The 25,485-nt window shown below is 62.5% G+C and carries 27 protein-coding genes; 19 read left to right on the top strand and 8 right to left on the bottom strand.

All coding sequences use genetic code 11. The annotated features are described in order from the left end of the window. Positions 1–53: 53 nt before the first annotated feature. A complete protein-coding gene (locus ABIC09_RS27995; protein WP_354032597.1) occupies positions 54–347 on the bottom strand; it encodes a hypothetical protein in 294 nt (97 codons plus the stop codon). Between the two features lie 673 nt (positions 348–1,020). On the opposite strand from ABIC09_RS27995, the gene ABIC09_RS27990 reads away from it, so the two are divergent. The 3 genes from ABIC09_RS27990 to ABIC09_RS27980 all read left to right on the top strand — a co-directional run bounded on the left by ABIC09_RS27990 (position 1,021) and on the right by ABIC09_RS27980 (position 5,864). Continuing rightward, positions 1,021–2,607 carry a DUF1254 domain-containing protein gene (locus ABIC09_RS27990; RefSeq protein WP_502916399.1) on the top strand — a complete coding sequence of 529 codons (1,587 nt, stop codon included), beginning with the start codon at positions 1,021–1,023 and terminating at the stop codon, positions 2,605–2,607. 50 nt (positions 2,608–2,657) lie between these two features. After that, the gene (locus ABIC09_RS27985) at positions 2,658–4,199 is read left to right on the top strand and encodes a DUF1254 domain-containing protein (RefSeq protein ID WP_354111257.1); all 1,542 of its coding nucleotides are present in this window, start codon (positions 2,658–2,660) and stop codon (positions 4,197–4,199) included. Between the two features lie 81 nt (positions 4,200–4,280). Beyond that, positions 4,281–5,864 carry a DUF1254 domain-containing protein gene (locus tag ABIC09_RS27980; protein WP_502917706.1) on the top strand — a complete coding sequence of 528 codons (1,584 nt, stop codon included), beginning with the start codon at positions 4,281–4,283 and terminating at the stop codon, positions 5,862–5,864. A 98-nt stretch (positions 5,865–5,962) separates the two neighbouring features. On the opposite strand, the gene ABIC09_RS27975 is transcribed toward ABIC09_RS27980, so the two are convergent. Further along, complete coding sequence (locus ABIC09_RS27975; protein WP_354032599.1) at positions 5,963–6,514, bottom strand: uracil-DNA glycosylase; 552 nt, start codon at positions 6,512–6,514, stop codon at positions 5,963–5,965. A 236-nt stretch (positions 6,515–6,750) separates the two neighbouring features. On the opposite strand from ABIC09_RS27975, the gene ABIC09_RS27970 reads away from it, so the two are divergent. The 3 genes from ABIC09_RS27970 to ABIC09_RS27960 all read left to right on the top strand — a co-directional run bounded on the left by ABIC09_RS27970 (position 6,751) and on the right by ABIC09_RS27960 (position 9,770). Further along, positions 6,751–7,941, top strand: coding sequence for an NADH-quinone oxidoreductase subunit D (locus ABIC09_RS27970; RefSeq protein ID WP_354111267.1), 1,191 nt, complete (start codon positions 6,751–6,753; stop codon positions 7,939–7,941). Positions 7,942–7,996: 55 nt separating this feature from the next. After that, complete coding sequence (locus ABIC09_RS27965) at positions 7,997–9,226, top strand: S1C family serine protease (protein WP_354111256.1); 1,230 nt, start codon at positions 7,997–7,999, stop codon at positions 9,224–9,226. Between the two features lie 73 nt (positions 9,227–9,299). Continuing rightward, positions 9,300–9,770: a YbhB/YbcL family Raf kinase inhibitor-like protein gene (locus tag ABIC09_RS27960; protein ID WP_148754831.1), complete on the top strand. Its 471-nt coding sequence runs from the start codon at positions 9,300–9,302 to the stop codon at positions 9,768–9,770. A gap of 98 nt (positions 9,771–9,868) precedes the next feature. Here the strand turns inward: ABIC09_RS27960 and ABIC09_RS27955 are convergent, their stop codons facing one another. Continuing rightward, positions 9,869–10,156 (bottom strand): DUF4167 domain-containing protein, encoded by a 288-nt coding sequence (locus ABIC09_RS27955; RefSeq protein WP_502917705.1) that lies wholly within the window; start codon positions 10,154–10,156, stop codon positions 9,869–9,871. A 294-nt stretch (positions 10,157–10,450) separates the two neighbouring features. Here ABIC09_RS27955 and ABIC09_RS27950 point away from each other — a divergent pair, with 294 nt between their 5' ends. Both ABIC09_RS27950 and ABIC09_RS27945 read left to right on the top strand, forming a co-directional pair. Beyond that, positions 10,451–11,011, top strand: a complete 561-nt coding sequence (locus ABIC09_RS27950; RefSeq protein ID WP_148754832.1) for a NuoB/complex I 20 kDa subunit family protein — start codon at positions 10,451–10,453, stop codon at positions 11,009–11,011. Between the two features lie 136 nt (positions 11,012–11,147). Beyond that, positions 11,148–11,600, top strand: coding sequence for a DUF2267 domain-containing protein (locus ABIC09_RS27945; protein ID WP_354111255.1), 453 nt, complete (start codon positions 11,148–11,150; stop codon positions 11,598–11,600). Positions 11,601–11,693: 93 nt separating this feature from the next. Here ABIC09_RS27945 and ABIC09_RS27940 read toward each other — a convergent pair whose 3' ends face one another. Then, positions 11,694–11,990, bottom strand: coding sequence for a hypothetical protein (locus ABIC09_RS27940; RefSeq protein ID WP_148754833.1), 297 nt, complete (start codon positions 11,988–11,990; stop codon positions 11,694–11,696). A gap of 259 nt (positions 11,991–12,249) precedes the next feature. Between ABIC09_RS27940 and ABIC09_RS37480 the strand changes: the two genes are divergently transcribed. Beyond that, the gene (locus ABIC09_RS37480) at positions 12,250–12,483 is read left to right on the top strand and encodes a metallothionein (RefSeq protein WP_148754834.1); all 234 of its coding nucleotides are present in this window, start codon (positions 12,250–12,252) and stop codon (positions 12,481–12,483) included. 115 nt (positions 12,484–12,598) lie between these two features. Next, positions 12,599–13,423, top strand: coding sequence for a universal stress protein (locus ABIC09_RS27935; protein ID WP_354111254.1), 825 nt, complete (start codon positions 12,599–12,601; stop codon positions 13,421–13,423). A gap of 472 nt (positions 13,424–13,895) precedes the next feature. On the opposite strand, the gene ABIC09_RS27930 is transcribed toward ABIC09_RS27935, so the two are convergent. Continuing rightward, positions 13,896–14,153: a hypothetical protein gene (locus ABIC09_RS27930; protein ID WP_148754836.1), complete on the bottom strand. Its 258-nt coding sequence runs from the start codon at positions 14,151–14,153 to the stop codon at positions 13,896–13,898. Positions 14,154–14,382: 229 nt separating this feature from the next. Here ABIC09_RS27930 and ABIC09_RS27925 point away from each other — a divergent pair, with 229 nt between their 5' ends. Further along, the gene (locus ABIC09_RS27925; RefSeq protein WP_148754837.1) at positions 14,383–14,757 is read left to right on the top strand and encodes a hypothetical protein; all 375 of its coding nucleotides are present in this window, start codon (positions 14,383–14,385) and stop codon (positions 14,755–14,757) included. A 10-nt stretch (positions 14,758–14,767) separates the two neighbouring features. Here the strand turns inward: ABIC09_RS27925 and ABIC09_RS27920 are convergent, their stop codons facing one another. Together ABIC09_RS27920 and ABIC09_RS27915 are read right to left on the bottom strand one after the other, a co-directional pair. Beyond that, a complete protein-coding gene (locus ABIC09_RS27920) occupies positions 14,768–16,018 on the bottom strand; it encodes a polysaccharide deacetylase family protein (protein WP_354111253.1) in 1,251 nt (416 codons plus the stop codon). A gap of 181 nt (positions 16,019–16,199) precedes the next feature. Beyond that, on the bottom strand, positions 16,200–17,006 hold the full coding sequence (locus ABIC09_RS27915) for a polysaccharide deacetylase family protein (protein ID WP_148754839.1): 807 nt from the start codon (positions 17,004–17,006) through the stop codon (positions 16,200–16,202). Between the two features lie 76 nt (positions 17,007–17,082). Between ABIC09_RS27915 and mgtE the strand changes: the two genes are divergently transcribed. From mgtE to tolA, 4 genes are all read left to right on the top strand, one after another. Then, the gene (gene mgtE / locus ABIC09_RS27910) at positions 17,083–18,504 is read left to right on the top strand and encodes a magnesium transporter (RefSeq protein ID WP_354032603.1); all 1,422 of its coding nucleotides are present in this window, start codon (positions 17,083–17,085) and stop codon (positions 18,502–18,504) included. Between the two features lie 226 nt (positions 18,505–18,730). Further along, positions 18,731–19,042 (top strand): helix-turn-helix domain-containing protein, encoded by a 312-nt coding sequence (locus tag ABIC09_RS27905; RefSeq protein ID WP_148754841.1) that lies wholly within the window; start codon positions 18,731–18,733, stop codon positions 19,040–19,042. 140 nt (positions 19,043–19,182) lie between these two features. Then, on the top strand, positions 19,183–20,001 hold the full coding sequence (locus ABIC09_RS27900) for an aldo/keto reductase (RefSeq protein WP_354111252.1): 819 nt from the start codon (positions 19,183–19,185) through the stop codon (positions 19,999–20,001). Positions 20,002–20,050: 49 nt separating this feature from the next. Beyond that, the gene (gene tolA / locus ABIC09_RS27895) at positions 20,051–20,956 is read left to right on the top strand and encodes a cell envelope integrity protein TolA (RefSeq protein WP_354111251.1); all 906 of its coding nucleotides are present in this window, start codon (positions 20,051–20,053) and stop codon (positions 20,954–20,956) included. Positions 20,957–21,940: 984 nt separating this feature from the next. Here the strand turns inward: tolA and ABIC09_RS27890 are convergent. Further along, positions 21,941–22,660, bottom strand: a complete 720-nt coding sequence (locus tag ABIC09_RS27890) for a DUF599 domain-containing protein (protein WP_148754845.1) — start codon at positions 22,658–22,660, stop codon at positions 21,941–21,943. A gap of 122 nt (positions 22,661–22,782) precedes the next feature. Between ABIC09_RS27890 and ABIC09_RS27885 the strand changes: the two genes are divergently transcribed. The 4 genes from ABIC09_RS27885 to ABIC09_RS27870 all read left to right on the top strand — a co-directional run bounded on the left by ABIC09_RS27885 (position 22,783) and on the right by ABIC09_RS27870 (position 25,483). After that, positions 22,783–23,445, top strand: coding sequence for a glutathione S-transferase family protein (locus ABIC09_RS27885; protein WP_148754846.1), 663 nt, complete (start codon positions 22,783–22,785; stop codon positions 23,443–23,445). 135 nt (positions 23,446–23,580) lie between these two features. Then, a complete protein-coding gene (locus ABIC09_RS27880) occupies positions 23,581–23,949 on the top strand; it encodes a YidB family protein (RefSeq protein WP_354111250.1) in 369 nt (122 codons plus the stop codon). Positions 23,950–24,132: 183 nt separating this feature from the next. Continuing rightward, positions 24,133–24,336, top strand: a complete 204-nt coding sequence (locus ABIC09_RS27875) for a hypothetical protein (protein WP_148754848.1) — start codon at positions 24,133–24,135, stop codon at positions 24,334–24,336. Positions 24,337–24,493: 157 nt separating this feature from the next. Further along, entirely contained in the window at positions 24,494–25,483 is a 990-nt protein-coding gene (locus ABIC09_RS27870; protein WP_354032607.1) for a hypothetical protein, read from the top strand. Positions 25,484–25,485 lie beyond the last annotated feature (2 nt).

Here is a 25,485-nt window from a genome sequence, read left to right as displayed (position 1 = left end):
TCCGTTGCCGACGCCCTGGCCCTATGCGCGAGCGCTGATGCTACGCCGGAATTTCAGTTGAACTTGGCAGCGTCCAGCTCTGCGCTATCTCCGTGATTACGCTCAAGGAAGTTTCGGACGAGCGACGCAATTTCGTCGGTTGCTTCGTCGAGTGCGAAATGCCCGCTTCCAGAAGATGAACTTCCGCGTCCGGGGCGCGTGCCCGATTTTTGATCGCGCACCGTATAGCCGGGGAAATTGACATGGCTCCTCTGCAGAATTGAGATTGGAACGAGTTCGGAGCGAATGCGTTCGCAGGCTGCGGAACGTACGTTCACAGGTTGTGTAATGTCATGGAGAACAATCATGCGTCCAGCCACCTCAGTATTGGCTCTAAGCTTAGTCGCCGCTGGTCTAACCCTGCTGCCGGTTGAATCGGATGCACGTCCCCGTGGTCGGGCGGGCGGATTTCATGCAGGCGGTTTTCATGGAGGCGGAGTAAGACCCGGCTGGCACGGCGGTGGCACCCGATGGGCTGGAGGTCGGTACTACCGTGGAGGCTATTACGGCAGAGGCTGGGGAGCCCCCGTAGCCGCGGGCGTGGCAACTGGCGCTGCGCTCGGGGCAGCAGCTGCTTACGGGTCCTGCTATCAAACTCGGTCCGTGTGGAACGGCTATGCGTACGTTCAGCAGTCAGTCAGGGTCTGCTAGAAGCAGCAGCAAGCGCGCCGTCTCCGATCTTCAGTGAGGCAGGCTAGATCGGCCTTCGAATATCCGAGCGCCGGCATTCGAAGCAATTCATCGAGGTGTGTTGGGACGCGGTCTGATGACCTCGTCTGGGCCGGATGGTTGGTCCATGCCGCGTGGAATGTCAATCGGTGTGTCGGCAACGACGGCGGGTTCGTCTATTTTCGCTTCTATGCGCCGGAGCAGGCGTTCTTCGACAAAACGTTCAAGCTGGTTGATTTCGAGATGGTCGGATCGGAACCAACGGTCGGCTCGGGCTCGCGAGCGAAGTGACGCACGGCGGGACGCGCCCCCATGTCGATCACCGCGAGGCGCGTGACCTGCGCCTCGCTTCGCCAGCGAAGCATTTCCAAAAGCACGAGAGCCTCCAATCTGAACGCAAAGAGGAAAGACATGAGAAGCGGAAGCTCAATCCTGACGTCTGCCCTGTTGATCTCATCTCTGTATGGTGTCGTGCCGGCATTGGCGCAACAGGATCAAACAACCCCACCCCTGCTCAAACAGATCAACAACGGAAACTGGCTTCCGCAAAAGGAAGCGGAGACGCTGCGCGACGAGTTGTTTTACCAGCAAGCGGTTCATGCCTACATGACCATGCAGCCCGCGCTGAACGTCATCGGGATGCGCGACGGTTCGGAGGCGGCATTCGGAAAGGGCTACAACGTCCTGCCGATCTGGAAGGACCGCATGGACTCGCGTGCGTGGGTACCGACGCCCAACGCTGATGTCATCTACTCCATGAGCTATCTCGACCTCAAGGAGACCGGACCGCTCGTTATTGCAGCGCCGCCCAACGTAATCGGCATGTTCACCGACTTTTTCCAGCGCACGATCACCGATGTCGGTGCGATCGGGCCGGATCGTGCGCGTGGCGGGCTCTATCTCTTGCTACCTCCAGGTTATGACGGCGAGACACCGCAAGGCTATTTCGTGTTCAAATCGAAAACCTACAACGTCTTTCTGTTCTTTCGTACCGTCATGGCGAACGGCGACAACGGACCGGACCCGAAACCGGCTGTGGCACTTGCAGAAAGAACACGCGTCTATCCGCTGTGGGCTGCGGAGAAAGACGTCAAGCCGATGCAGTTTCCCAACGGAAGCGGCAAGCGCGTGAACATGATGTATCCGGTCGACAATACCTATTGGACCAAGCTCAAGACGTTCGTCGACTACGAACCGGACTCAGCCATCGATCCTGAATTGCGCGGTGTGCTGGCTTCGATCGGCATCATCAAGGGGCAGCCGTTCAATCCGACCAGGCAGCAACAAGAGCTGTTGCAAAAGGCGGTCGAGACGGCGCCCAAGATGATCCTTGCCATGCGGCAACTGGGCAGGCCAGACGGACGTCAGCTCTATTACAACGACAGAAAGTACGAAAACACCTGGGCCGGCGGGACGTCCGAATGGCTCCAGGACGGCTATCTCGACGTGAACCAGCGGGCAAGCTATTTTCAGTTCGCCTATTCGACGGCGTCCGCAATGGTGATGAGGACGCTGGGAGCCGGGTCGAAATATCCGTTCACCGCCCGCGACGCGAGTGGCGAGTTCCTCGACGGTTCGAACACCTACAAAATGCATCTGCCGCCCCATCCGCCGGCCGCGTTGTTCTGGGCGGTGACTGCTTACAACGTCACCGACGGGACCATGCCGGAAACGCCGCAACTGCTGCCGTCGATCAACGGATTCAACAAGGTCGCGACAAACAGCGATGGATCGATCGATATCTGGTTCGGCTCCACGAAGCCCGCCGGCGCTCCTGACTCGAACTGGATACAGACCGTCAGCGGCCGAAACTTCTTGGCCGCATTGCGCCTCTACGGCACCGGCGTCGAATTCTTCGATCAGAGCTGGAAGCCGGATGACGTGGTGAAGGTGAATTGATCTGCGCTCAATGAAGCTAATACAAGCGATCGGTCGGAAAGGAACGAGTAATGAAAACCACATCGGCAAATCAATCAGGGGCCACCCGGCGCGATACGATGAAGGGCGGTATTGTCGCGGCATCGCTCGCTGCTCTGAGCGCCAGAGCGGCTGTTCCCGCCGCGCTATCGACCGCCTCGGTCTTGGCTGTCACGGAGACCGCGCAGGCCCGACCCGCCTCCGGCGCGGCATCGCAGGTCACGGAGCCTGCGACCGGCATCACGATGCATCCAGGCTACGCCAGGACGATTGCGCAGATGGCCTACGTCTGGGGCTGGCCGATTGTGAACATGATGAACCGCAGGGCCATATTCGCACAGGCGCCGCATCCGGGCCACCTTAATGGCGTGGTCCCCGTAGCGCCGACTGGTCAAGTTGGAATGCTCTCCGATTACGTCGATCCTGCGGAGACCTTTGTTACATGCCCGAACCAGGACGTCGTCTATGGCCTTGGGTTCTTCTCACTCGACGATGAGCCGGTGGTCGCGCAGGTGCCCGATTTCGGCGATCGCTTCTGGGTTTATGCCATGTACGATGCGCGTACCGATCAGTTCGGCAATCTCGGCAAGCCTTATAACTCCAAGCCCGGCTTCTACCTGCTTGCCGGTCCGAGGTGGAGGGGCCTGAAGCCGTCCGGCATCACCGACGTCATTCGGTGTCCTACGTCGTTGGCCAATGCCATTCCGCGCATTTTCCAGGATGACACGCCCGAGGACAAAAAGGCAGTTCAGCCGGTCGTGAATCAGGTCGTCTTCTATCCGCTAAAGGATTTTACCGGCAAGATGAAGACCATCGAATGGAGCAAGGCCCCCAACATTCCTGGCCCGAAATCAACCGGGGAAGAAACGAAATGGGTGGTGCCGGAGAAGTTCTTCGATGAACTCGGTCAGGCGCTCGACACCGTTGATCCCTTGCCGGGGGAGCAGGCGATGTATCAACAGTTCCGTCTGCTGCTCGACGCGGCCGCCCAAGACCCGGAACTGAAGAAGCTGCTGGTAGCGACCGCCATCGACACGGACGAGAAGGTCATTCATCCGTTCTTCCAGTGGAAGTACAACGGACGACCGGCCGGCAACGGATGGAATCGCTCGACCAACAACGCGCAATGGGGCGTCGACTATTACAACCGGACCGGGACGGCCAGATCGAACATGTTCGACAACCGTCCGAACGAGACTCAGTATTTTTATACTGACCTGGATGGTGCGGGTGGAGAACTGACCGGCAGAGGCAATTACGAGATCACGTTCGCAAAGGGAGAGGAACCGCCGGTCAACGGATTCTGGTCGCTGACGCTCTACAACGACAAGCATTTGTTCCATCCGAACAATCTCAAGCGCTATTCGCTCGGCACCAAGAACAAGAACTTTAAACGCAACGCCGACGGCTCGCTCACGCTCTATGCGGGCGCGAAATCGCCGGGCGGGGATAAGGAGGCGAACTGGCTGCCGGCGCCCGACGGAAAATTCTCGCTCTACATCCGTGCTTATTGGGGCAAAGAGGGCATCCTCGACGGCTCATGGCAGCCGCCCGTCATTCGGAAAGTAACGTGACACTGATGAGGTAAGGCCGGCGCAAAACACATCGGCCACATCCGGCGAGTTGGCCGCTTCCCAATATGAAAGGGTCGTACAATGACGATCAAGCGATTCCGCACACGTATCCTGTCCTTTTCCGTCCTGCTGAGCGCAACTCTCGTCGCGACCGGCATGGCTTACGGCCAATCCAGCCGCTTCGACGCCTTGGCCAACCTGCCATTCGAACAGAACCGGCCGACGCCGGAGACGGCCAAGACGCTGATGCAGGAGCTTGAATTCCAGCAGGCCACGCAAGCGTACCTGTGGGCGATGCCGCTCATCAACACGCTCGGCATGAAATTCGGCTCCGAGAAGGTGTTCGGCGCCGGCTACAACATCCTTCCGGTCTGGAAGGAGCGGCTCGATCCGAAGACGTTGGTAACGACGCCGAACTCGGACGTGATTTACGCCATGAGCTATGTGGACATGGGCGAGACCGGGCCGATCGTGTTCGAGGCGCCACCCAATCTCCAGGGCATTCTGCTCGATTTCTGGCAGCGGCCGATCCCGGTCGACGGCGGCAAGTTCTTCGGCGACGTCGGATTGCCCGGACCGGACGTCGGCAAAGGCGGCAAGTTTCTCGTTCTGCCGCCAGGCTACAAGGGCGATGTGCCGAAGGGTTACTATGTCTACCGCTCCGGCACGAACAACCTCTTCATCTTCCTCCGCGCCTTCTACCAGGATCCGAAGGATCTTTCGCCCGCGGTGAAGCTGATGGAGCAGGCGAAGATCTATCCGCTGAATCTCCCCGAGGCCGAACGCAAGCCGATGAAGTTTCCGAACGCCTCGGGCGTCGCGGCAAACATGTTGCCGCCCTCCGATATTGCAGCCTTCGAACAAATCAAATGGCTGCTCGATCGCGAGGGTGAGAACCTGGCGGGTGAAGATGGTCTGGGCCTTCTCGCGAATATCGGCATCATCAAGGGCCGCCCGTTCGAGCCCGATGCCGACACGAAGGCGATCCTGAATGCGGCAGCGAAAACGGCTTACAAGACAAGCCGTGTTATCGGCAGAAAGACCGAGATCGGCGGCCGGGACCTCAAAATCTGGAAGGACCGCGGGTGGGTCAATCCGATCAACAATGTCAGTGAGCCGGGTTCCGAGAAGACACTGGATCTGTCCTGGCGCAACAAGAAGGCCGGCTTTACCGAAATCGAGCCCCGCGTCTGGATGTTCACCGACTACTACTCAATCAGTCCAGGAATGGTGTCGTTGTCGCCCGGCAAGGGCGCATTCTACGGGATCGCCTTCAACGACGCAGACGACAAGCCGTTGTCGGGTGATTCCTCGTACAAGGTGACGCTGCCGCCCAACGTTCCAGCCGCGCTGTTCTGGTCTCTCACCCTCTACGAAGCCGAAAACGCCTCAGGCCTGGCGACCGAAACACGGCGCTTCCCCTCGCTGGGATCGCGCGACAAGCCGGAGCAGAACGCCGACGGCACGACGGACCTCTACGTCGGCCCGAAGTCTCCCGCCGCGAAAGAAGCCAACTGGCTTGCCACCGCGCCGGGACGAGGATTCTTCGCCATCTTGCGGCTCTACGGCCCGGAAGAGCCGGCCGTGAACTATAGCTGGAAGCCCGGCGACTTCGAGAAGATCGGATCGGACAGCACGGCAGGTTCAGGCACGAAAGCGAAATGACGCACGGCGCGCCGCGCCCATATCGATCCTTGCGAGGCGCCTCGTGCGCCTCGCTCGCAAACCAGGTTCGTGACCGCTGAAATTGCCTTCCGCGGCGATCAAGACCGACGCCTGCGAGCGGCTTTGCGTAGATCGGCGACCGCCTGGCGCCAAACGTCGCCGTCGCGTCCACCGAAGCGGCGGGCGTAGGCCGGGTGGAAGGTGATGCGTAGCGGGTAGCCTTCAAACTGGAGCTTTGCTTTGCGCATTAGGCGGATCGATTGCGATTCGCCAAACAGGCGAGACGCGGTGCTGCCAAGAGCAACGATCACGTCCGGCCTGGAACGCCGGATGTCACTCAGCACTGCCGCTCCATAATGATCGACTTCCTCTATTGTTGGGCTGCGATTACGTAGCCTCCGGTCTTTCGAATACGCGATCGGTCGAAAAGGTATGGCGTTTGCCAAACGCGCCTGTTGGGGGGCGATCCCGGCCTCATTTAGCATCTCGCGCAATGCCCTACCGGCCGGCCCGACAAAGGGCCTACCCTGCGCGACTTCCTCGGCGCCAGGTGCTTCGCCAACCACGTATAGCCGCGGTCGTCGGAACGGGCCCTCAGGCGCGACGCGACGATGATCGAGATGTGTCCTGGCGACGCTTTCCTTAGCCATCGGTTCTTGCGTCCGGCCTGGCCTGACTATGCAAGATTCAGGCTCTATCAACCGCGATCCCGTCCCTGATTTCCAAAAAGCGCGCGGCACATCCCGTCTCGCCTGGCGGCCGACGGGGGCGTTAGGAACAACCAACGCCTGGGGATGTTTGGCGCTTCGCGGGTTGAAGTGTGCAGGCTCGTCGACCCGGGTCGTTGTGCCGACAGCCTTTGCGCCTACAAACCTTGAGTTCGCCCGTGGAACAAGCCGGCCTTCGCAATTTCACCATCAATTTCGGCCCGCAGCACCCTGCGGCTCATGGTGTGCTTCGGCTTGTGTTGGAACTTGACGGTGAGGTTGTCCGGCGGGTCGATCCTCACATCGGTCTGCTTCACCGCGGAACCGAAAAATTGATTGAAAACAAGACCTATCTGCAGGCGATCGGGTATTTCGACCGGCTCGATTATGTCGCACCGATGAACCAGGAGCATGCGTTCTGCCTCGCAGCAGAGAGACTGCTTGGCCTCGAAGTGCCGCGCCGCGGCCAATTGATCCGCGTGCTGTTCTGTGAAATCGGACGTCTGCTCTCGCATCTTCTCAACATCACGACCCAAGCCATGGATGTCGGCGCGCTTACGCCGCCGTTGTGGGGCTTCGAAGAGCGTGAGAAGCTCATGGTGTTCTACGAACGTGCCTCCGGCGCGCGCATGCACGCAAATTACTTCCGGTTCGGCGGCGTGCATCAGGACCTTTCCCCAAAGCTGATTGACGACATTGAAGCCTTTTGTGATCCGTTCCTTCGCGTGGTGGACGACCTGGATCGGCTGTTGACGCCAAATCGCATCTTCAAGCAGCGCAATGTCGACGTCGGGAGGGTGACGGTGAAGGAAGCCTGGGAGTGGGGCTTTTCCGGCGTGATGGTGCGCGGTTCGGGCGCGGCCTGGGACCTGCGCAAGGCGCAGCCCTACGAATGCTATCCGGAAATGGAATTCGACATTCCGATCGGCAAGAATGGCGACTGCTACGACCGTTATCTGGTCCGCATGGAAGAAATGCGTCAGTCGGTGCGCATCATGAGACAGTGTATCACAAAGCTGCGCGCTTCCGACGGACAGGGTCCGGTCGCGGTGCAGGACAACAAGGTCTTTCCTCCGCGGCGCTCCGAGATGAAGCGCTCGATGGAGGCCCTGATCCATCACTTCAAGCTCTATACGGAAGGGTTTCGCGTGCCGGCCGGCGAGGTCTATGCCGCGGTGGAAGCCCCAAAGGGTGAATTCGGCGTCTACCTGATCTCGGATGGCACGAACCAGCCCTATAAGTGCAAGATCCGCGCACCCTCGTTCGCGCATCTGCAGGCGATGGATTTGCTCAGCCGCGGCCATTTGTTGGCGGACGTCTCCGCAATCATCGGCTCGCTGGACATTGTGTTCGGTGAAATCGATCGCTGACCTCTCGAAGAGGAAACCGCGATGAAAACTGACAAGCAGTGGAAGGGAAGCAGAAATGGTTCATGAAAAACGACCTTTCATCTGCCGCCGAGCGTCCATCATTGGCAGTGCGATCGCGTCCGCGATCGTGTCGGTTGCGACTATCGAGCCGGCACTGGCCGTCAATCCCGCACAACGGGCCCTATCCGGGGACGTGTCCTTGAACTTCATACGTCAGATCGCGGACCGTGAGAGCAATGCCGGCCCGGCTAACTTCGCAGATCTCGCCGAAAGAGTTGTGCCGGCCGTGGTAGCGGTCAGCTCCAAAGCTGCGACGCCCAATTCGTTGCCCGACCAATCATTCGAATTCGGTCGACCCGACGACGACTCGCCGCAAAGCGAGAATCCCGCGCCGGATGCCCCCGATCGCGGTACCGTTCCAAGAACGACACGCACGGTGAATATCGGATCAGGTTTCTTCATTTCGCCTGACGGCTATGCCGTGACCAACAGTCACATCGTGGAGACCAGTGACACGGCGGAGATCCGCACCAGTGACAAGAAGACCTATTCCGCGAAAGTGGTGGGAAGGGATTCCTTGAGCGACATCGCCTTGATCAAGGTCGACGGTCGCAACGATTTCAGCTACGTGCAGCTCGCCGACCAGCCGCCGCGCACCGGTGATTGGGTGCTTACCGCCGGCAATACGTTCGGGCTCGGCGGCTCGGTTACAGCCGGCATTGTTTCGGCGCGTGAGCGCAACATCGGGACTGGTTCTGCGCAGGATTTCATCCAGATCGATGCGCCGATCAACCAGGGCGATTCCGGCGGGCCGAGCTTTGACACGAGCGGCAAAGTCATCGGCGTCAACAGCATGATCATTTCGCCTTCCGGAGGCTCGGTGGGCGTCGCGTTTGCGATACCCGCCGAAGTCGTCAAGACGGTGCTACCGCAACTCAAGGACAAGGGCACGGTGACGCGCGGGTGGATGGGGGTCGAGGTTCAATCGGTCACTGCGGAACTTGCCGACAGCCTGGGCGGAAGCGATCTCCACGGTGCGATCGTGGCAGGCGTTCAAGAGAACGGTCCCGCGGCGAAGGCGGGGCTAAGAACCGGGGATGTGATTACCTCGGTGAATGGGGAGCAAATCAAGAATGCCAGCGAATTGACCAAGAAGGTCCACGGGACGGCGCCGGGCTCTCGGATTCAGGTCACTGCGCTTAGACAGGGAAAAGTGAACCCGTTGAGCGTGACCGTGGGCCAGCTGCCGAGTGAACGCAACGTATTCCCTAGCATTCCGAGATAGCGGGATTGTAGTCCGTCACTTGTGAGCCGCTCGGCACAAAGAGATCGATGGTGCAAAAATCAGGAGAGCGCGAATGACATTCAGCTTGAAAAGCCCTGCGTTCCACGATGGCGACCGAATTCCCGCAAAATACACGGCGGATGAACAAGACCTCTCACCTCCGCTGGAGTGGTCGGATCCGCCGGCGGGAACCAAGAGCTTCGCCCTCGTCGTTGAAGATCCGGACGCGCCGTCCGGCACGTTTCACCATTGGGGCCTTTACAACATCATGGGCGAACGAACGCTGCTGCCGGAGGGAATCGGCCACGGCGCGAAGACCAAAACGGAGAGGCTCGGAAAGGGCGTCAATGATTTCGGCGAGATGCGTTATCACGGACCCGCCCCGCCGAAGGGACACGGAACCCATCACTACCACTTCAAGCTGGCGGCGCTGGATGTCGAAGCGCTTTCGCGAGCGCCCAAGATGTCCGTTGCCGATATCTGGAAGTCGGCTGAGAAGCACATGCTCGGGCAGGCCGAGCTCATCGGCGTCTATAGCCGGTGACGCAAACGGCGGTTCGCGATTTGAGAGCGTCTACGACTGCGATCCGGAAGCGCCGCTCGCGCTGGCTGCAAGCACGTTGCTCGTGGCGAAGCCCACCGCTACGAGCGGCCACCCAAAGGAGGGGCGGCGCCGTTCTCGCGCATCGATCGCAGATAGTGCTCTGCGTGTTGAAAGTAGTTCTCCGCAGCAATCCGGTCGCCCTTCAAGGCTTCGGCGCGGGCTAGCGCCAGATAGCGCTCGTAGTGTCTTTGAGCATTCCGGGACGAATTGCTCGCGATGCCGTTGCGGGCAGCGTGCTTGGTTTTGCGCATCTGAGACTTGCGCGGCATTTTGATGCTGAAGCGCGGCTCGACCGCCCCGCTGAGTGCAGATGTTGTCATGTCCATCCATAAGTCGCCCGGCTGAAGCCGCACGATGTTCATCTAAAGTGGGTTGGGGGCAGACGTGGATTGTGGGACGATCATACGTCACCATCCGTCGAAGCTCGCCGCGGCGAGAACCGAAGCGATCCTCATCGACTGCCAACACAGATATAGGAAACCGAGCTGCCAATTCAAGCCGCGTGCAGTCCGAAGGACCGCGCCGAACCGTCCGGTGCAGTTCGCGCGAAACGTTGCTTACGAAACGAACGGTACCGCCGCCTGGACGTTGCATGAGAAAGTGCAGCACAGGAGACGCGCATGGACCGTCCGTTGATCGTGCCCGCTGGCAGAGGGCTCCTGGACCCCGGAACCGGCAAACCGACAAGCGACGAGTTTTTCGGCGCGGTCAGGGGCGATCTCGCCGACAAGGGTTTCTTTGTCACCGCGGCCGATGATCTTATCACCTGGGCGCGAAGCGGTTCGTTGATGTGGATGACGTTCGGGCTCGCCTGCTGCGCGATCGAAATGATGCAAATGGCGATGCCGCACTATGACGCAGAGCGGTTCGGATTTGCGCCGCGTGCGAGCCCAAGGCAATCGGATGTCATGATCGTGGCCGGCACGCTGTGCAACAAGATGGCACCGGCGCTGCGCAAGGTCTACGACCAGATGCCGGAACCGCGATATGTGATCTCGATGGGATCATGCGCCAATGGCGGGGGATATTATCACTACTCTTATTCAGTGACCCGCGGATGCGACCGCATTGTTCCCGTGGACATCTACGTCCCGGGCTGTCCGCCGACTGCAGAGGCGCTCCTTTACGGCGTGATGCTCCTGCAAAAGAAGATCCGCCGAACCGGAACGATCGAGCGTTGAGCGCGAACCGCCCCCGGAGGTAGTAGCATATCGATTGCGGCATCGCTGCGCCGATACCAATCTCTCAATAATCGAGAACCTGTGGTGACGACCGACGTTGTCCGTTCAGCTGTCTTCGAGCAAAAAGGACGTAATCATGAGTGCAACAGGCCTCGATGTATTTGACAGAACGATCCATCTCACAAACACGTGGCTGGATGAGATGATGACGTCGCTGCCGCATGACAGGCAGCTTGCATGGCATGCGTTGGGAACGGTGCTCCGAACCATTCGCGATCGGATCCCGGTCAATCTAGCGGCACACCTCGGTGCCCAGCTCCCGTTGCTGGTCCGAGGCGTCTACTACGATCAGTGGCGGCCGAGTGAAGTCCCGAAGGACTGGCGTTCTGCCGCCGAATTTCTCGGGATCATTTCCGCAGAGCTGAGCTCGTTGCGGCCGATCGGCGCAGGCGATGCCGCGCAGGCCACGTTCCGGGTCTTGAACCATCACTTTGACCCAAATCAGGTCGAGAAGGTCCGCCATGCATTGCCTGAAGAGGTGCGGGCTCTCTGGACGGCCGGTCGTCAACAAGGGCAGTCTGCCGCCTAACTGGAACGGGACCACGCCTTCCGCAGAGACGGACGGCCCGCCGGATTCTTCACTTGGGCTTGACAAGCCGTCCGTCGAAAGGCCGCATCGCGGTCACCAGTCTGGGCCGATGCCAAAGCTGAAGCCCGGCCCATAGACCCCGATGCCCGGCCGGTCGTAGTAGCCACGATCGTAGTAGTCGTATCGCCGCGGACCGTAATAGTAGTCGTTTCCAATGATGACGCGGCGATCGCCTCTGGTGTGCCAGCATCGGCCGGCGTCGTCACAAACGAGCCGCGCCTGATGGAGCAAAGGCGAGCCGTCTCCGACTTGAAATTCGTCGGCAGCATAAGCGCTCGACGCTATGAGAGCACCAGCACCGGCGAGCAGCGTCAGGATCATTCGTCTCATGTCCGTCTCCTCTGACTGCACGCCCCGACCAGCGAACGCTCCAGCCAGATGGCCGTTCCAATGAATTGCCGGCTGCCGATTGGACAGAATCCTTGAGCTGCCCGGGGTGGGAATGGAAACGTGACCCCGAAGTATCATTATTAGATACGCTGAATGGTGGGTATTGCGGCCGCGGACGTCCAGCCACATCACCTATTGGAACCAAGTGCCATTTGGCGACTTCAGCGTCCATGTGCGACATCGGCGGAGGCGAAAGATCATGGCGACATGTGAAACCTGCGGCAATGACTATGACAAGACCTTTCAGGTCTCGATGAACGGGAAAGCGCACACATTTGACAGCTTCGAATGCGCCATTCACGCGCTAGCGCCGAGCTGCGATCATTGTGGAATCCGTATCGTCGGACACGGCCTGGAGAAGGCGGGCACTTTTTTCTGTTGCGAGCACTGCGCCCAGGGCGAGGGTGTCAAAGGCCTGCGTGATCGGATCTAGCCCGCGCCACGCGCATCATGGCCCTTCGTTCTGCATCTCGCCTTGAGCGCTCTGCGTCGGGTGGCGACAAGTGAACCGGCCGTACGCGCAACGGCAGGTTACTTAGGGAAATCGGATGTTAACATCCATTCTTGTTCATATCGAACCAGACCACGCATCGCGCAACCGCCTTGAATGCGCCGCGCAAGTTGCGCGTCGTTTTAACGCCAGGCTGATCGGTGTAGCCGCAGCTCAGCTGCGGGCACCAGTGGTCGATAACTACGGCGGGGTTGCCATCGCAGCCGAGATGGAGGCAGAAGAGGAGCGCATCCGGACGGGATTCAAAAACGCGGAGGCGGGGTTCCGGAACTCTCCAGCGGTCGGCGGCCTGCAAACTGAATGGCGCTCAGTGGTTGGGGTGCCTGAAGCGGTATTGGTACGCGAAAGCCGTGCGGCCGACGTCATTGTTCTCGGCCGAGCCCCCGCCCAGCTTGGCGTTTTCAGCTTAATGGACCCAGGCGACGTGCTGATGCACGCTGGCCGACCGGTGCTGGTCGTCCCAGACGGAACACGGAGCCTGGAGGCGAAGCGCATCGTCGTCGGCTGGAAGGATACGCGAGAAGGGCGCCGCGCGTGTCTCGATGCGCTGCCGTTGCTTCAGAGAGCCGACCTCGTATCGGTTGTCGAAGTCGTCGACGAAACTGAAATCGATGCCGCCAAAGCGAGGGTTGCGGACGTTGCGACGTTTCTTGGCCGTCATGATGTCCGCGCAGAAGCGGAAGCGCGTGTGCGCGCGGAACGGTCGGTGGCGGACGCACTCATGCTGGCGGCGGAACAACACGGTGCCGATTTGACGGTCACCGGTGCATATGGACATACGCGACTACGCGAATGGGTATTTGGCAGTGTCACGGCCGACTTGCTGACACGCAGTCCAAAATGCTGCTTTCTCGCTCACTGATCGGTCAAGAGGCCATCATCGGACATCGACGAACATTGCGAGCCGAAGCGCGGCGCGCTCTGGAATGATTGGCGACATCGATATGACGCCGGGGCCGAGCTGGTCGAAACCTGCAGCCGCTGGGGGCGAAAAAATTGCGCCGACAGAGGAACGGCAACCTGCGCGCCTCGTTATTCAGTCAGTGAGCGGTCGACGGAATGACAAAGCCAAACCGAGAGGAATGGCAAATCAAGCCAAAGATCGTTTCACAAGCCCCGTCAGCCTACTTCGGTAGCTGGCGGGGTCGTTTCGCGCGCTTTGGCGCGACCCCTCAACAGGCTATCCACAGGGATATACCGACTTGGCGCACAGCGCTGGCGGCGGTCGGAGGGGCACCGGGCAAGGCTCCCCAGTGTAGGATGGTTGATCCGTCGCGCTTGGCGCGAGCATCATGACCTGCCCTCGCTGGAGGAAGATGCTCAAATTTCCCTGGCTAGCCATATTCCTCGCCGATCCCGTATTCGCGGTAGATCTCGAGCGGATCGAGGTCGGGGAACAGCCGGCATTTGGCCTGGGCGAGATGCAGGCTCACCGCGGCCGGCTCCTTGCCGCTCGACAGCAGCTTGCGAATGTCGTCCATATGCGCGCACGGCTGGTGCTTGGCCTCGAGCTGCTCCAGCGCCACCAGCGCGGTTGCGAGCGCCTCGGTCAGCACCCAGTCGTCGTGGCCCGTGATTCCCTTCTTCGGCATCGGCAGACCCCAATCCGCTGACCTCGGGTGTGGCAGCGGCAGCAGTCTACCGTAGCTTCGGCCGAATCTCCATCGAGCCGCGGCGCGTGGAACACCGCGAGGGGCTGCGCTCTCGCTTGCATTATGGCGGCGCGTGGCTAAAAGGCGGCGGCACGCGGGCGATGGTATCTTTGTTGAAACGAAGTTGGGCTAGACGGGCCTCGCGCGACCTCTCTCGGCTGGAGCCAGCATGGTCTTTCTAAGCTTCGTCTACCGCTTCCTGACCAACTTCGCGTTCATGGCGCTGGTCTATTTCAGCCTGAACTTCATGGAGAAGTACCAGAACCGGGCGATCCTCGCGATCCTGGTGCTGGTCTATAGCGGCATGCGCGCGGCCTCGACGCTGCGCGCGTTCTACTTCTTCCAGAAGATCGAGAAGCTGGAAGCCGAGACCAAGCGCCTGCAGGCGCCGATCAATGACGGCTCGGGCGGAACGAATACGCGCAAGCAGGTCGTGGCCGACGTGGCCCGGCTGCGCCGCGACGGCGAGCTCAAGTCCTATATGGACCTGTTCTTCCTGGCGCTGATCGTGCTGCTCTGCGTCGCCAATATCATGCGGCAGTAACGGCTTTTACTCAGGCGCGCTTCTTCACGCTGGTGGCGACGCGGGTCGGGCGGGGCGCCGTGCTCTTGGCTTGGGCCGCGTGCTTCGGGTGTGCAGCATGCGCGGTTCGCCGTGCCTGCATCTTGGCCGGCTTGCCCTTGCCGGCATGCGGCGCTTCGGCCGCGATCGCGAGCCGGGTTGCGGCGCGTCGCGATAAGGTCGCCGACAGCAGCACATCGACCGAGCCCTCGGGGATCGCGAAGAGATCGCGCCCGGGCGCGGGCAGGGTGGCGGCGACATCGGCCTGAGCCATGGTCTTGCGCGGCAACACAAGCGGTTGGTGCCCGGTCTGCGTGTTGAGATCGGCGAGGCCAGGCGCAGGCAGCGTCGCGGTCTGCGTGAACGCGAAGTTCGGCACGGAAGGCCAGCGCGCGATCGGCGTCGTTTCCGTCGGCGGATGCAGCAGCCACTCCACCGCCGTGGTCGGCGTCGCCGGCTGGTCGGCGGTCGCGGGCACCACATGAACGATGCGATAGCCGCGTGCCTTCAGGTCGCGGATGATCTTGGGCAGCGCCGCCACGGTGCGCGCCTGGATGTCGTGCAGCAGCAGGATCCCCTTGCCCTTCGCCTCCAGCCGCTGGATCGCGAGCTGGTAGACGCGATCGGGCGAGATATGGCGCCAGTCGTCGGCCGGGAAGTCGGCGCTCCAGACCTGGATGCCGCGGGAGATCAGCAGGTTTTCGACGCCCTCGGCGCGCATCAGGCCGGGAATGCGGAAGAACGGCGCGAGCTTGGACGGATCGGTCATCGCAGCCGACGTCCACTCGATGCCGCCGTTGATCTGCGCCTCGGCTTTGTCGAGCGGCATTCGGTCGAAGGTCAGCGGATGGTTCATGCTGTGCGTGCCGACAGTGTGGCCCGCCGCGACCAGCTTGCGCACGCCTTCCGGGTTCGCCTTGGCCTGTTCGCCGATGATGAAGAAGGTCGCCTTGATGCACTCGTCGGCGAGGATCTGGAGCACCTGGTTGGAATTCTTCGGCAGCGGACCGTCGTCGAAGGTCAGCACCACCTCGTGGTCTTTCAGCGGCAGCGTCTCGCGGTACTGCATGGTGCCGATGCGCGGATGCTCATGCGGATCGACGACGAGCGTGCGGGAGGTGCCGAGCGCGCCCGGATGGCCCGGGCATTCGGCGGCGAAGGCCGCCGGCGACGCCGTGGTCAGCAGCCCCAGGAGCAGGACGGTCCACGGTCGCGTCCGAAAAACAACGCTACTGCCGATCATGAACCCGGTCTGCCCTCATCTGCGTTTGCCGCCATAGTAGGTCGGAGCCATCAGGAAACGGTTCAGGCGCAAAGACCTTTCCCCGCCTAGGGGTCCCCCTCAATCTTTGCAGGGCGTAGCATGAACGGAGTGTTAATAGGGCTCAAATCACCCCATCTCGGTCAGCCGTGACATTCCGGCATCAATGCGCGTTGGCGTTCTTCTGTAATGTGACCGCCGGGACCAAATGAACCACGTGAAAGCCGTTCTCCCGCAAATACCGGAGGAAGGCCGGCATCATGGCCGCCGTACGCGCCTGGGGATCGTGGAACAGGATGATGCCCTTGCCGGCGGCGGCTAGGCGTTCGGTGACCAGCTTGAGTTCCTGCTCCGGCGTCATGTCGTTCCAGTCGCTGGCCCAGAGATCAGCCCCGAACACGACGATGCCGCGCGACTGGAGCAGGTCGAGCTGGGCTTGCGTCTGTTCGAAATAGGGGAAGCGGAAGAACGGCGTCGACGGCGTCGTCGTCGAGACCCCGTGCAGCGCCATCTCGTCGGAGGCGATGCCGCGGTCGATCTCGTACTTCGCCGCATCGGCCGGGATCCGCGCCATGTACGGATGCGACCAGGTGTGATGGCCGATGGTGTGACCCTCGCGGGCGATGCGCTTGACGAGGTCAGGATATTCGGCGGCGCTCCGCCCGACCAGGAAGAAGGTCGCGCGCACGCATTCCTGTGCCAGCGCCGCCAGCACCTTCGACGTCATCGGCGGACGCGGGCCATCGTCGAAGGTCAGCACCACCTCGTGATCTGCGAGCGGCAGCGTCTGCGGAAAGCTCTTCAGGCCGACGCGCGGCGTGGTCTTGGCATCGACGCTCAGCACCCGCGACGTGCCGAGCGCATCGCTCCGCGGGCAGTCCGCGGCCTCGACTGAACCAATCGCGGTGAGGGCGGCGAGAGCCGGGCCCACAATGATCGAGGTCCATTTCGGTCGATGCATCTTTGCCATTGCGCTCGCGATTGCCTTGTGGGTATTGCCTGACCGTCAGCCCAAACCATCAACCTGTCAAACGGCGAGGCGTACCATGGATGAACATATGGATGACGCCGCTTCCACCGGGTCCTTGGTACTCGACCACGTCCCGATGCGCAATGAAGACGGCGAGATTCGGCACGAATTCGTCGAGGAAATTGCCCATGCGATCGAGGCCGCCGACAGCGCCGCGCTGCGCGCCTGCGTCGCCGATCTGCACGAGGCCGATCTCGGTGATCTCATTGCGGCGCTCGCACCCGACGATCGTGTCCGCCTGGTCGAGTTGACGGGCCGCGACTTCGACTTTTCCGCACTGAACGAGGTTGACGAGAGCGTCCGCGAGGAGATCCTCGACGAGCTGCTGCCCGAGACGGTCGCCGAGGGCGTCCGCGAACTGGAATCCGACGATGCGGTCGAGCTGCTCGAAACCCTCGACCAGGAGGAGCAGGAGGAGATCCTCGAGAAGTTGCCGCTGCGGGAGCGCGTCGCGCTCGAGCGCAGCCTGCTGTATCCGGAGAACTCCGCGGGCCGGCGCATGCAGACCGAGTTCATCGCGGTGCCGCAGGATTTCACGGTCGGGCAGGCGATCGATTACATGCGCGATACGCCCGATCTGCCGGACCGGTTCTACGAGATCTACGTCGTCGACAAGGACCAGCACTGGCAAGGCGCGGTTCCGTTGGATGTGCTCCTGCGCGCGCGCCGCCCGGTGGCGCTTGCCGAGCTGACCGACGAGGATCGCCGCCGCGTCTCCGTCCTGGAGGACCAGGAGGAGGTGGCGCGCATGTTCGGCAAGTATAACCTCGTCGCAGCACCCGTGCTCGACACCCAGGACCGCCTGGTCGGCGTCATCACCGTCGACGACGTGGTCGACGTCATCGAGGAAGAGGCGGACGAGGACCTTAAGGCGCTCGGCGGTGTCACCAGCGACGAAGAGCTGTCGGACACGTTTCTGACCATCGCGCGCGGCCGCTTCAACTGGCTGCTGATCAATCTCGCCACGGCCTTCCTGGCGTCCTCCGTGCTCGGCCTGTTCGAGGGCCAGCTCGAGCAGATGGTGGCGCTCGCCGTGCTCGCGCCGATCGTCGCGAGCCAGGGCGGCAATGCCGCGACGCAGACCATGACGGTCGCGGTGAGGGCGCTCGCGACCCGCGAGCTTGGCTCCTCCAACGCCTGGCGCGTGGTCATCCGCGAGACGCTGGTCGGTCTCATCAACGGCGTTGCCTTTGCTGTGATCACCGGTATCGCCGCGGTGGCCTGGTTCAAGATCCCGGGCCTCGGCATCGTCATCGGGCTGGCGATGATCTGCAACCTCATCGCTGGCGCGCTCGGCGGCATCCTGATCCCGATGGCGCTCGAACGCGTCAGGGCCGATCCGGCGGTGGCGTCGGGCACGTTCGTGACGACGGTGACGGATGTCGTCGGCTTCTTCTCCTTCCTCGGCATCGCCACGCTGTGGTTCGGGTTGAAATAGGTCGCGCCTCTGTTCCGTCATTCCGGGGCGCCGCGCTCTCTCCGCTCGTCATTGCGAGCGCAGCGAAGCAATCCAGAATCCCTCCGCGACGACAGTCTGGATTGCTTCGTCGCAAGAGCTCCTCGCAATGACGGGGAGAGGGCGGCGTACCCCTCTCGCATCCCGGGCGCCGCGCCTTTAATCCCACCTTAAGCGTGCTGCCGCATGATCCCTCACGCTTGGGGGAATGAGCATGCGGTTGCGGCTGAAGGCGGACGGACGGGTGGTTGAGTTGCGGGACGGGCAAGAGTTTCCTGTCCAGCCGGTCGTCTCTGCGGTTGAGCCTCCGCCGGCGGAGGCGGGTTCGCCCGCGGTGCGCGATTTGCGCCGGCGCGCCTGTCTCACCCAGATGGAGTTCGCCGCCAAGCTCGGCGTGCCCGTCGAGACCATCCGCAACTGGGAGCAGGGCAAGCGCGCCCCGCGCGGACCCGCTCGCGCACTGCTGGCCGTGATCGCGCATGCGCCCGACACGGTGTTCCAGGCGCTCGCCAAAGCCTGAACGCCTGACGCGAACCCCCCGTTAGCATTGCGCTGAAGATCCGGCCCCGAGGTCGGCGTCCTCAGTTGCACTCTGGCGGACCGGGCCCATAATGATGCCTGTGATGACACTTGGGGCTGCCGCAACAGAGAGGATTCCTCATGCTGTTCGTCGAGGCCAATGGCGCGAAAATTCCGGCGATCGGGCTGGGGACCTGGGAGCTGAGCGGCCGGACCTGCGCGCGCGTGGTCGAGCAGGCGCTGCGGCTCGGTTACCGCCACATCGACACCGCCCAGGTCTATGACAATGAGCGCGAGGTCGGCGACGGATTGCGCGCCTCCGGCGTCCGCCGCGACGACGTTTTCGTCACCACGAAAGTCTGGACCAACCATTTCGCGCCCCACGATCTCGAGCGGTCGGTCAAGGAGAGCCTGGTGCGGTTGCGGCTTCCCGCCGTCGACCTGGTGCTGCTGCACTGGCCCAATTCGCATGTGCCGCTGGAGGAGACGCTGGGCGCGTTGGCGCACGCCAAGCGCATGGGCCTGACACGCCACATCGGTGTCTCCAATTTCACGGTGGCGCTGATCGAGCAGGCGGTCGCGCTGTCACCCGAGCCGCTCGTCTGCAACCAGGTCGAATATCATCCCTATCTGGATCAGGCGAAGGTGAGGGCGGCCTGCGACCGGCATGGGATGGCGCTCGTTGCCTACAGCCCGATCGCGAAGGGCCGCATCAAGGCTGACCAGACGCTCGCCGGGATCGGCCGCGCCCATCACAAGACACCGGCACAGATCTGCCTGCGCTGGCTGGTGCAACAGAATGTGTCCGCGATTCCCAGAACTTCGCGTGTCGAGCGTCTGTCGGAAAACATCGAGATCTTCGATTTCGAGCTCTCCGATGACGAGATGGCGGAGGTCGCGGCACTCGCCAGCCCCAAGGGCCGCCTGACCGATTTTGGCTTCGCGCCGAAATGGGATTGAGGGGCTGTTCCGGTATGCTAGGAGCAGGCCGGCAACCCAAGATCGGGCGATGGAACTGCGGAAGATCATACGGACGGACATTGCGGCATCAGCCATCGCGCATCTGACGCTGGTGGTGCTGATCATCGTGATCAGCGAGGTCCATCCGTTTCATTCCGGGCCGCCCGAGACTGTCGCGGTCGATATCGTCACGCCGGAGCAGGTGAAGCAGGAGGAGGCCAAGGCAGAGGAAAAGGCTGAGGAAAAGGCTAAAGAGGAGGCCAAGGAGAGGCCGCCGGAGCCGCTCCCCGAGCTGAGGCTGCCGAAGCTGGATATCAACGACAAGCCGGACGCCGCGCTGAAGCCTGCGCAGGCCAAGGAGAAGGCGTCACCGCAATCATCGCCGCAGAAGCAGGCCTCGCACGAACCGCAGCAGAAGCAGCCGCAGCCATCGCAGGTGCCGCCGCAACAGCCGCCGCCTCAGCCTCAGGCGGCTCAGCCGCCACCGCCGGCACCGCAGCGGCAGGCCGCGCCGCCAGCCTATCGGGCGCCGGAGCCTGACGTCACCGTCAAATACGGCGTGATGCTGGGCCTGCCGCCCGAATTGCCGCCCGCGCCGAAAGACGCGCCCAAGGATGACGGCGGCGATGCCATGGATTCGATCGGCGCCAGATTGTCGCCCGAGGTCATTGCCGAGCTTCGCCGGCACTTGAGGAGCTGTTCGAAACTTCCGGCCGGGGTCGCGCCGACCGATGCCGTGCGCATCAAGCTGCGTGCGGTGCTCGCCACCGACGGCACGCTGGCGCGCCCGCCGATCCTGATCGAGGCGCCGCCGTCGGCGAAGGGCGTGGCCATCGTGGAATCGGCGATGAGCGCGCTGCAGGCTTGCCAGCCCTACAAGATGCTGCCCGTCGACAAGTACGAGGAATGGAAGGTGATGGACCTGTCGTTCACGCCGGTGGATTTCGGGTCGTAGGCTCGGCGTCGCACCGACGGGCGAAACACCGCAAAACACCTCAGAGGCTGTCAATCCGTCTTTGCAAAAATATTCCACTTTACCGAAATTCGGAAATGGCGTATGTATCGCCCATCCCGGCTCATCCTCGAGGGGCGATCGTACGTCGTCACTGATTGCGAGCCGGAGTTGCGGTGGACGCGGCAGCGTCGGCACGAGAGGTGCGGGCAGGGCGGGTAGTCCCTGTGAGCCCGAAACCGCGTGTGGATGAGCGGCGCTGTCAGTTCGTCTCGCCAACATTCTTGCGGCGCGTGTGCACACTGCCGCGAGACCCTGTGGCATCAGGCGAACATGCGTACGGCAAAACCGTGTGGTCCTGGCCGTCGTCGCTACGGTCAAGCCTGTTGCGGAGGTGTGGAGCGCCCAACCGGGTCAACCGCATCGCTAATCCGCGAGGCGAGGGAGGCCAGAAGGAATTCGGCTCCCGGGAGAGCACGGCATAAGCCGTCAAACCACTGCGCAGGGAAGGCCGAGTGATTGGCACCACCTGTATGCTGCTGTGCGGTTTTCCTGCGCTACATTTTCGCGCAGCGGACCGCGGGTGCGAGGTCAGCACCCGGCCTTCCCTGCGCCCTCTTGGACAAGAGGGCGGAGTGACCAGGCAAAGCTCGGGCGAAATGCGCCGCGAGGGCGCGAAGGCGCGTCTACGATTCAAATGCGAGGGGGAAGAGCAAAGCTGTTGCCTCATACTCCGTCATTGCGAGCGCAGCGAAGCAATCCAGAGTCTTTCCGCGGAGGGATTCTGGATTGCTTCGCTGCGCTCGCAACGACGATGGGGAGAGGTCCGCGCGACAGACTCCGCTCTCGTGCCCCGGACGCAGTGCAGCGTCTCTTCGACGGTGCGCCGCAGAGCCGGGGCCCATGTCTCAGAGCAATCCGTGCGGCGTGGGTCCCGGCTCCGTGCAGCAACGCTACGCGTTGCAGCGCGTCCGGGACGAGAGAGCATCAATGACCTTGCTTCCGTACCTCCCCACCGTCCACCACCACATCCGGCGCCATCGCCGCCCATGCACTGGACGCAAACTGCCGGCGCCAGGTTACGATCACCACGGCCGCCGTGGTCACGAACAGCACCCAGGGGCTAACGAACCAGCCGAGATAGCCGAGCGCGAAGAAGAAGGCGCGCTGGCCGCGATTGAAGTGGCGGCCGGCGGATTCGAACACGCGCGAGGTGCGGTTGACATGGGCCTCGGCCTCCGGCGTGCCGCGCTGGGAGGCGGGCGGCATGCCGCCGAACAGGATCGCGACATAGTTGAACAGGCGATAGGCCCAGGCGAACTTGAAGAAGGCGTAGACGCAGATCAGCACCAGGCCGACGCATTTCAGCTCCCACATTGCGGGCGAGGTGCTGAGGTCGATCGGCAGCTTGCCCAAAATGGTGATGGCGTCGTTGGTCGCATGCAGCAGCGCCAGCGCGCCGCCGAGCGCGAACAGGCTTGTGGAGGCGAAGAAGGCGGTGCCGTTCTGGAGCGAGGCCATGATCTGCATGTCGACCATGCGCGCATCGCGGTCGAGCAGGCGGCGGACCCAGACCTCGCGGTAGCGGTTCATCCGCGCCGACAGGCTGTCGCGGCCATAGGCGGAGTGCTCGAGGGTTGCGGCATAGACCAGCCATTCGATGATGAAGAAGCCGACGGCGGTGATGTCGACCCAATGCCTGCTCATGTCTCTCTCCTCGCGAGGATCGCAACGATTGCCACGCATGCTGGGTTGCGGCAACGATTGATTGGCGGCAGGCAATGGCGTTAAAAGCAGCCGCATAAGAGGACTTACGGAAGGATCAGGACATGGCAGCGCTCAAGCTCGCGATCGGCAACAAGAACTACTCGTCATGGTCGATGCGTCCCTGGCTTGCGCTGCGCGCCAACGACCTCCCGTTCGTGGAGACCGTAATCCCGCTCTACACCGACAATCCTGAGGACAAGGAGCAGATCCTGTCCTTCAGCCGCGCCGGCAAGGTGCCGGTGCTGGTCGATGGCGACATCACGGTGTGGGATTCGCTTGCCATCATCGAGTACATCGCCGAGCGTTATCCGGAAGTGAAGCTGTGGCCCGATGACGTCGCGGCCCGCGCGTTTGCCCGTTCAGTGTGCGCCGAGATGCATTCCGGCTTCATGGCCTTGCGCAACGAATGCGGCATGAACCTGCACCGTCCCGTGCGTCCGGTGACGCTGTCGGCGGACGCCAGCGCCAACGTCGCACGCGTGCAGGAGATCTGGCGCACGTGCCGGACCCGCTACGGCGCCGGCGGGCCGTTCCTGTTCGGCCGCTTCGGCGCGGCGGATGCGATGTATGCGCCGGTCGTGCATCGCTTCCGGACCTACGCCATCGAGGTCTCACCGGAGACCAAGGCCTACATGGATACGATGATGGCGATGCCGGCGTTCCAGGAATGGACCCGCGACGGCCTCGCCGAAACGCTTGTCATCGAAAAATTCGAGACTGTGTAATCGCGAGCATGATCCGGAGAAGTGGACACCGGTTCTCCGACAAGATCATGCTCACTAGAAATGTGAATGGGCGCGGCTTGACGGCATGGCCGCTCGCAGCGCTCAATCACAGGGAATAATGGAGAGGCGACCGCTATGGGAATTCTGGACTCGCTGGAGAACAATCCCGCGCTGCGCAGCGCGCTTGGCCAGCTCGGCGCCGCCGTTCTGCCGGCCGTGATGAACGAGGTGCTCGGCAGCAACAACCAGGGCGGCCTGGGCGCGATCGTCGCAAAGCTCCAGCAGGCGGGTTTTGGCGACCAGGTCAAATCCTGGCTCGGCAACGGGCAGAACCTGCCGATCTCCGCCGACCAGCTGCGCGCCGTGCTCGGCAACGACACCGTCCGGCAGCTTGCCGCGCGCTACAATATTCCGGTCGACCAGCTGGGCGAGATCCTGGCCCAGGAGCTGCCCAAGGCCGTGGATCAGGCAAGCCCGGAGGGTCATCTGCCTCATGCCGCCTGAGGCCTGGTTCCAGCGGTCTGCAGCCCGGCTCTGTTCCCGTTATCGCCCTGAAAAGACTTCAAAATTGGTAGGTTTGCCATGCTCGCGAGGCTGGTCAAAAACGCCGCATGCGTGCTATACAGTGGCTGGGCTTCCAGCCGCCTCGCAGTGGGACCACGGGCGAGGCAGGCGTTGTTTGAGTGAATGGAGAGGGTGTTGAAGCACAAATTCTCGATTGGAACGCGCGTATTGTTCACTGCTAGCAACGTCGCGCGCCCGGCTGCGAGTGGTTCGTACGAGATCATTCGCCTGCTGCCGACGGACGGCGACGACTGCCAGTACCGGATCAAGAGCTCGACCGAAGCCTTCGAACGGGTCGCCAAGGAAAGCCAGCTCGCGCTCTCGTAACGCGCTGACGGCACCACCATTGACATCGCGGATGAATTTGCTCCGCCCGCCGTCAAAAGGCCCCGCTTCGCCTCGACAAATTGGGCCGGGGGGCAGTTGCCGACTCGCGGTGCTCGCTTGACCATTCGCTCTTTGCTCGCGTGAGGGGACATCGCGCATGAACTGGGCATGGGCCTCGTCGCTCGACCAAATCTGGCGCTTGCCGGCCTTTCCGATGTGGATGACGCTGGCGGCTGCCGGCTTCTTCGGATTGATCCTGCTGATCACGCTGCTGCGGGCCGAGAAATCGGTCGCCAACGGTGCGCTGACCGTCATCACGCTGCTCTCGATCGGCATCGCGGTGGCCGCAACCATGCGCGTCTACGGACCCGCGGGGCAGGCCGCGCCGAGCGAAGCGCGCGCGCTAGCCATGGCGAATATAAACCTGCCGGCGCTGTCCTGCCTCGACGATCTCGCCGGTGATGCCGTGGCCGTTGGCTGCGAGAAGGCGCTGTTCGGTGCGCCTGACGCGGCGGCTGCCGCCGTTGCTTATACGGCGGCCCGGATCGATCGGCTGACCGCGCTCGGCGACGTCGCGACCGCCGAAATGAGCCTGACACCGGACACGAAGGTGCTGCGCAAGTCGCTGGAGCGCGATCGCTACGGCCTCGTTGCCCAGGTGCTGGTCGTGCGCGACGGCTGCACCCAGTTCGATTGTGCCGCCTTCCGCTCGCTGACCGATCAGCAGCAGGTCGCCGCCCACATGGACGCCCATCTCTACGACATGCTGGTCGCACGCTACGCGCCGACCTGGAACGCCGCCGCGGCGCCGGCGGGGGCCTCGGGCCCGGTCGCCGCGCTGCCGCCATCGATGCCCACGGGCAAACCGACCAATGCGGAGTTCCCGAGCGCGTCGTCGACGCCGCCGGTGAGCATCATGAATCCTGAGCCGCCGACGGCGGCCACGCGCCAGGGATCGGCCGCCAATGCGGCGGCGGCACCCGCTGCGCCGCCGGCACCACGTGCCCCGGCTGCGACCTCGGCCCAGGCCGCAGCACCGGCTGCGAAGAAGCCGCCGGCGCCGAAGGCTGCGCGCGCGCCCGCGGCCCCGCCGGTTCCGCTCGCGCCGCCGCCGGGCTCGGCTCCCGCGGCTGCGGATAACAACTAGTT

It is taken from the genome of Bradyrhizobium sp. S3.12.5, from assembly GCF_040548225.1.
GTDB classification, from domain to species: Bacteria; Pseudomonadota; Alphaproteobacteria; order Rhizobiales; family Xanthobacteraceae; genus Bradyrhizobium; species Bradyrhizobium cytisi.
Note: the sequence above shows the minus strand (reverse complement) of the source record. Positions and strands in the feature narration are given on the sequence as shown.